This is a genomic window from Neisseria sicca VK64 (genome assembly GCF_000260655.1).
Taxonomy (GTDB): domain Bacteria; phylum Pseudomonadota; class Gammaproteobacteria; order Burkholderiales; family Neisseriaceae; genus Neisseria; species Neisseria sicca_B.
Map to the genome: position 1 here is coordinate 1 of NZ_AJMT01000016.1, position 6,950 is coordinate 6,950.

Sequence of the window (6,950 nt, forward strand, 5' to 3'; positions counted from 1 at the left end):
TAAAGTTATAGTGGATTAAAATAAAAATGAGACAAGGCGGCAACGCCCGCCGTGTACGGGTAGTACATAAGGGCGTTGGCAACGCCGTATCATTGCAATTTTAATCCACTATAAATTTTAAAGATAAGAATGCTCTAGTAATCCAAGTTTGAACCGATACCACGTTGTCTCAACTTAGCCCAAAGATTGCGACTGAAGGTCTAAAATGACAATAGATTTATATGGTAACTGATTGATGCAATGGGCTGCAACAAATGGGATGAACGGCGAAAAGGTCGTCTGAAAGCGAATATTTCATTTTCAGACGACCCTTTTGGATTTGAACTCAATAAATAATGTTTTTGCCGTAGCTTTCTAAAATTGATTTGATTTTGAGGATGGTTTCTTTGGGGGGCGGATGTACGCCGGTGAGTTTGTAGGTGTCGCCGCACAATGCCCATTTGTGCGCGCCCAGTTCGTGATAAGGAAGGAGTTCGACCATTTCGACGTTGTCCATGTCTGCGATGAATTCGCCGAGCAGGTGGGCGGAACGGTCGTCGTCGGTATAGCCCGGCACGACGACGTAGCGGACGCGGGCGGGCTGTTTGCGTTCGGCGAGGTAGTGGGCGAATTTGAGGGTTTTGGTGTTGGGGATGCCGACGAGGACTTTGTGGATTTCGGGGTCGATTTGTTTTAAATCGAGCATGACGAGGTTGGTGTGGTCGAGCAGGTCGTCAAGGATCGAATCGTAATGCAGGGCGTAGCCGTTGCTGTCGAGGCAGGTGTGGATGTCGTGTTCTTGGCAGGCGGTGAACCAGTCGCGTACGAATTCGTATTGCAGGAGCGGTTCGCCGCCTGTGGCGGTAACGCCGCCGCCTGTGGCGCGCAGGTAGTGTCGGTAGGACATGACTTGCTTCATGACTTCGGGCACGGTCATTTCTTGGGCTTGTTCGGTGTGCAAGTCCCATGTGTCGCGGTTGTGGCAGTAGAGGCAGCGCATGAGGCAGCCTTGCAGGAAGAGGACGTAGCGCAATCCGGGACCGTCCACCGCGCCGCAGGATTCTACGGAATGGACGATGCCTTTGCCGTTGTAATGGCGGTGTCCGAGGTCTTTGGCGGGGGCGGGCGTTTCGGGGTTGATGGCGATAGATGTCTGCATGGTGTCTGATGTACCGGATATTGGGGTCGTCTGAAAACTTGTTTTTGTGTTGCAGAGGGTTCTTCTTATTGGATTAATATGCGGGCATTGCGTTCCCTGTTGTGGGAAGTTTATGGGCTGTTTTTAAATAGGTAAATGGGTTTTAATGATAACTCTATTGTACCGCCTTCGGTCGTCTTGATTTAAAGTTAATCCACTGGATTTTGATATTATCAAACCATTGCTTCAGGCAAAATCAAGCCGGGTTCCGGATAATCCGTCCCCCGGCTTGGTTTACTGTAAACCCTTTGCTTTACATGGTTTGTGTAAAGGTGCGGGTAATCACGTCAAGCTGCTGTTCGCGGGTCAGCGAGTTGAAGCGTACGGCGTAACCGGACACGCGGATGGTCAGTTGCGGATATTTGTCCGGATTGTTCATCGCGTCTTCCAGCGTTTCGCGGGTCAATACGTTGACGTTCAGGTGTTGACCGCCTTCCACTTCTCCTTCTTCGTGGTGGAAGTAACCGTCCATCAGGCCTGCGAGGTTGCGTTCGCGGGAGTTTTCATCTTTGCCCAATGCGCCCGGCACGATGGAGAAGGTGTAGGAAATACCGTCTTTGGCAAACTCGAACGGCAGTTTGGCTACGGAGGTCAGCGAAGCGACGGCACCGTTGACATCGCGGCCGTGCATCGGGTTGGCACCCGGGCCGAACGGTGCGCCGGCGCGCCGACCGTCCGGCGTGTTGCCGGTTTTTTTGCCGTACACAACGTTGGAGGTAATGGTCAACACGGACTGGGTCGGCGTTGCGTTGCGGTAAGTTTTGTGGGTTGCCACTTTTTTCATGAAGCGTTCCACCAAGTCGCAGGCAATGTCGTCCACGCGGTCGTCGTTGTTACCGAACTGCGGATATTCGCCTTCGATTTCAAAGTCGACGGCAATACCGTTTTCGTCGCGAATCGGTTTGACTTTGGCGTATTTGATAGCGGACAGTGAGTCGGCGGCCACAGACAAACCGGCGATACCGCAGGCCATAGTACGTTTCACGTCGCGGTCGTGCAGCGCCATCAGTGCGGCTTCGTAGCTGTATTTGTCGTGCATGTAATGGATGATGTTCAGCGCGGTAACGTATTGGGTTGCCAGCCAATCCATGAATTTGTCCATGCGCGCAAAGACAGTGTCGTAGTCCAAGACTTCGTCCATAATCGGTTCGGTTTTCGGGCCGACCTGGTCTTTGGATTTCTCGTCCACGCCGCCGTTGATTGCGTACAGCAGGGTTTTCGCCAAGTTGGCGCGTGCGCCGAAGAACTGCATTTGTTTGCCGACCACCATCGGGCTGACGCAGCAGGCAATGGCGTAGTCGTCGCTGTTGAAGTCCGGACGCATCAAATCGTCGTTTTCATATTGGATGGACGAGGTGTCGATGGACACTTTGGCGCAAAACTCTTTAAAGCCTTGCGGCAGTTGTTCGGACCACAATACGGTGATGTTTGGTTCGGGAGACGGACCCATATTGTACAGGGTGTGCAGCACGCGGAAGTTGGTGCGGGTTACCAGCGTGCGGCCGTCTAAACCCATACCGCCGATGGATTCGGTTGCCCAAATCGGGTCGCCGGAGAAGAGTTGGTCGTATTCGGGCGTACGCAGGAAACGAACCATACGCAGTTTCATCACCAAATGGTCGATAAATTCTTGCGCTTGGGTTTCGGTAATTACGCCGTTTTTCAGGTCGCGCTCGATGTAGATGTCCAAGAATGAAGACACGCGACCGAACGACATGGCGGCGCCGTTTTGCGATTTAACGGCGGCAAGGTAGCCGAAGTAAGTCCATTGGATGGCTTCTTGTGCATTTTTCGCAGGGCCGGAAATGTCGTAGCCGTAAGAGGCTGCCATTTCTTTCATTTGACCCAAGGCTTTGTATTGTTCGTTGATTTCTTCGCGGCGGCGGATAACTTCTTCCAAATCCACGCCGTTTTCCAAATCGGCTTGCAGCGAGTTGAACTGGTTGAGTTTGTCTTTCATCAAGAAGTCGATACCGTACAATGCCACGCGGCGGTAGTCGCCGATGATGCGACCACGACCGTAAGCATCCGGCAAACCGGTGATCACACCGGATTTGCGGCAACGGCGGATGTCGGGCGTATAAACATCAAACACGCCTTGATTATGGGTTTTGCGGTATTTGGTGAAGATTTCGCTGACTTCAGGGTTCAACTCGACGTTGTACACTTTGCACGCGTCTTGCACCATTTTCAAACCGCCGAACGGCATGATTGAGCGTTTCAGAGGCTCGTCTGTTTGCAGGCCGACGATGGTTTCCAAATCTTTATCGATATAGCCCGGTGCATGGCTGGTAATGCCGGACACGACTTGCGCGTCGATTTTGTAAGGTTCGTGCGTGCGGTTTTCGACTTTGATGCCTTCCATCACGTCCGCCCACAGTTTGGTCGTCGCCTCGGTCGCAGGCGCGAGGAAAGACGCATCGCCTTCATAAGGCGTGTAGTTTTTCTGAATAAAATCGCGCACGTCGACATTGGTTTCCCAATTACCGCCGACAAAACCTTCCCAAGCGGCAGGGCGTTGCTGTACATCGGTTGACATATCAAGCTCCTAATTTGTCAGATAGAATTTATAGGTAGAAGAAATTTACCTTTGCAGAATAGCACTTTAGCTCTATGAAGTGTAACGATTGGCGGAGATGTGAACGTTTACCCGATATTTTTTTGACTTACATCAATGAGAACAGTTATTACTTAAAACTACATTTTATTTTTCAAGCCTTTAGCGTGTAAACAAGTGTAGAATATAAAATTAAGCCCTGAAAACTTGTCCGGTTTTCAGGGCTTTTCCTTAGGTATTTGATTTCATGCAATTACATTGTGTAAAGGTCACAAGTTGGACACAAATTGGACACAAAGCAAAAAGACAGCCTGAATTATAAGCTGTCTTTTGGTAATTTAGAGTCTTAGATTATTCAATAAATTCATAGATTTATTGGTGCCCGGAGCCGGAATCGAACCGGCACGGCCGGTTTAGGGCCGACGGATTTTAAGTCCGTTGTGTCTACCTATTTCACCACCCGGGCGCAGACTGTTTTATATTGAAATTTGGAGGCGGGGGCGCGGATTTGAACCGGCCTATATAAGGGTTGCACCCCTTATAGCATAAACACTCTGCCACCCCGCCATGAAATGAGTGGAGGCGAGAGTCGGAATCGAACCGGCGTCCACGGATTTGCAATCCGCTGCATTACCACTTTGCTATCTCGCCAAACAAACTACCAGGTAGTGTTCAAACTGGAGCGGGAAACGAGTCTCGAACTCGCGACCTCAACCTTGGCAAGGTTGCGCTCTACCAACTGAGCTATTCCCGCATCGGAGAAACTTTATAGCAACTTAAGACAGGATTCGTTTGGAGCGGGAAACGAGTCTCGAACTCGCGACCTCAACCTTGGCAAGGTTGCGCTCTACCAACTGAGCTATTCCCGCCGAATGTCTGTTTCTTACTGCTGTTTCTGAAGAAGACGCAATTATTATGGATTTAAAACTTGTCGTCAAGGGGTTTGTTTTATTTTTTATTTGATTTCCTGCCACGCCATTTTCAGATAATAGAACATTGACCAGAGGGTTAATACAGATGCGATAAACATCAATATGTTACCTGTCAGGTAAAAAATATTGTCAAATCGATTGGAGGCTAAGAGCAATAAAAATATGGCAACCATTTGCGCGGCGGTTTTAAATTTGCCGATCGTGGCAACGGCAACGCTGCTCCGTCTGCCCATTTGCGCCATCCATTCCCTCAAAGCGGAAATGGTGATTTCCCTGCCGATGATGATAATGGCGAAGATAACATAAGTACGGCCAAGGCTGACCAGCAGCAATAATGCGGTCGCTACCATCAATTTATCCGCAACGGGATCGAGGAAGGCGCCGAAATCGGAGGTTTGCTTCCAAAGCCTTGCTAAAAATCCGTCAAACCAATCAGTTACGGCTGCGAGTGCGAAAATGATAGCGGCAGTCCAATTGACGGTTTCCGGTGCAATCCACCCTTTTGGCAGGAAAAACAGCAAAGTAAAGACCGGAATCAGCAAAACGCGCATCCAAGTCAGAAAAATCGGTATGTTCCAAGGCATGATTTACCTTTGATGTGGTTATGATAGTTAATTTGCCTATTATAACGGACTTATCTGTCTGAAAGCATATGTTTTAACTATCTTTCAGACAGCAAAAGCCTTCAAGTCCGTTTGTTTTTTCGATAAAACCTGCATTGAGGCAGCCATTCTTTTTGGCACGGGTCTTCGATAAACGACTTTAAAATCTTTTGAAAGGTTTGATTTTGGGCGTTGTATATGTTGCCTTTTAGATAACACGACGCGTAATAATGCGCCAATAAATCCGCCTGCTGCTCCATATTCAGCATACCGAAATGACAAATATCAGACAGATTGGGATAGAGATAGGCACGGCGGCGGCGGTAGCCTCCGCTGACGAACAAAAACAATCCGCCCAACCAGGTTTTAAATCCTTGCTGGTACTGCCAAACATGGGTCAATTCATGAATCATCCATATTTGATGGGACTCGGAAGCGAGGGCGAAGTCGTCAGGACAATTATTGCGCGGGAAATAGATGTTCCCGTTGGGCGAAACGGCAACCTGCATGGTTGGCAGGCAAGGAATGCCTTGATAGATTTTGACGCGGGCGTAATCAATGCTGTCGGCAAAAATCAGCTTTGCCATTTTGATTTCGTTGTCCGTCAGCCTGCGCCAGCGTTTGCTCATACCTTGTCCTTGTTACTTTCATGACGACCGGGGTCATCTGAAAACGGTTATCCTGCCTTATCAGTCATTCAGCTATGTTCACGACCGATACTGCCCTGCCCGCTTTATAGTGGATTAAATTTAAATCAGGACAAGGCGACGAAGCCGCAGACAGTACAGATAGTACGGAACCGATTCACTTGGTGCTTCAGCACCTTAGAGAATCGTTCTCTTTGAGCTAAGGCGAGACAACGCCGTACTGGTTTAAAGTTAATCCACTATATTTGCGCCAACATCATCACAAACCTTACAACATGAAGGTCGTCTGAAATTTTTCAGACGACCTTTTGAGCCTGTCAAACTATTGTCCTGAATCTTTCGGCTTCTGATTAGCATTCTCAAACAATTTGTTCATAGGGGTCAGATTGATTGCATTACCTTGACTGACTATCCATTTATCCTCCACCCGCCAAACGCCTGAAGTGTCTTCCACGCGCAGATACCAGTGGTTGGTCGGCGGCAGAGGTTTGAAAGTCGCTTCATACTCCATACGACCGTTTTGGATTTCCGCACTGACGGGGTGCAGTTTGACGGTTTGGTCTTCCGATTTTTTAGTCGGGTGCATCAAAAGGAGATTCAAAGGCTGTTTGGGATCGAATTCCCCGCTGACAAACACTTTGGCCGCATCCTTATCTGGACTGATCAGCACTTGCACCTGCATATGCCGCTTCACTGCCTCTTCATCGCGGTGAAGCTGGATGTCGATATGTTTGCCGTCTTTGTAATAGTCGTCCGTTACCAAATCGGTTGCATGTTCTTTGGCGACGAAGAACATGGCGACACTGGCAATCACGACGAAAATAGGCCCCGCCATCAACACCCACGGCCAAATGTGTTTGTACCAAGGTTTGACTTGTTTTTGCTCGGACACGTTTTATTCTCCGATAAAGGTTGCTTCTTCTTCCAAGATAGTGGGTTTGCCATCTGCTTTGCCGGTTTCGCGATAAGTGAAGGTAAACTCAATCGGATGGCTGCCCTTGTCGGCGTATTCGGGAATGGTGGAAACTTGGACCG

General features: G+C 49.2%; 5 protein-coding genes and 5 tRNA genes. All 10 read right to left on the reverse strand.

Features of this window, described 5'->3' with window-relative positions; all coding sequences use genetic code 11:
* Positions 1–325: 325 nt before the first annotated feature.
* Positions 326–1,138 carry a pyruvate formate lyase 1-activating protein gene (gene pflA / locus HMPREF1051_RS01395; RefSeq protein WP_003759661.1) on the reverse strand — a complete coding sequence of 271 codons (813 nt, stop codon included), beginning with the start codon at positions 1,136–1,138 and terminating at the stop codon, positions 326–328.
* 292 nt (positions 1,139–1,430) lie between these two features.
* A complete protein-coding gene (gene pflB, locus HMPREF1051_RS01400; protein WP_003763304.1) occupies positions 1,431–3,716 on the reverse strand; it encodes a formate C-acetyltransferase in 2,286 nt (761 codons plus the stop codon).
* Positions 3,717–4,110: 394 nt separating this feature from the next.
* Positions 4,111–4,200 (reverse strand) — tRNA-Leu (locus HMPREF1051_RS01405).
* Positions 4,201–4,223: 23 nt separating this feature from the next.
* Positions 4,224–4,301, reverse strand: a tRNA-Cys gene (locus HMPREF1051_RS14000).
* A 10-nt stretch (positions 4,302–4,311) separates the two neighbouring features.
* A tRNA-Cys gene (locus HMPREF1051_RS01410) sits at positions 4,312–4,385 on the reverse strand.
* Between the two features lie 27 nt (positions 4,386–4,412).
* A tRNA-Gly gene (locus HMPREF1051_RS01415) sits at positions 4,413–4,488 on the reverse strand.
* 39 nt (positions 4,489–4,527) lie between these two features.
* A tRNA-Gly gene (locus HMPREF1051_RS01420) sits at positions 4,528–4,603 on the reverse strand.
* 86 nt (positions 4,604–4,689) lie between these two features.
* Complete coding sequence (gene pgsA, locus HMPREF1051_RS01425) at positions 4,690–5,250, reverse strand: CDP-diacylglycerol--glycerol-3-phosphate 3-phosphatidyltransferase (protein ID WP_003744331.1); 561 nt, start codon at positions 5,248–5,250, stop codon at positions 4,690–4,692.
* 101 nt (positions 5,251–5,351) lie between these two features.
* Positions 5,352–5,897, reverse strand: coding sequence for a hypothetical protein (locus tag HMPREF1051_RS01430; protein WP_003763306.1), 546 nt, complete (start codon positions 5,895–5,897; stop codon positions 5,352–5,354).
* A gap of 340 nt (positions 5,898–6,237) precedes the next feature.
* Positions 6,238–6,807: a FixH family protein gene (locus HMPREF1051_RS01435; protein ID WP_003744335.1), complete on the reverse strand. Its 570-nt coding sequence runs from the start codon at positions 6,805–6,807 to the stop codon at positions 6,238–6,240.
* Positions 6,808–6,950: the final 143 nt, after the last annotated feature.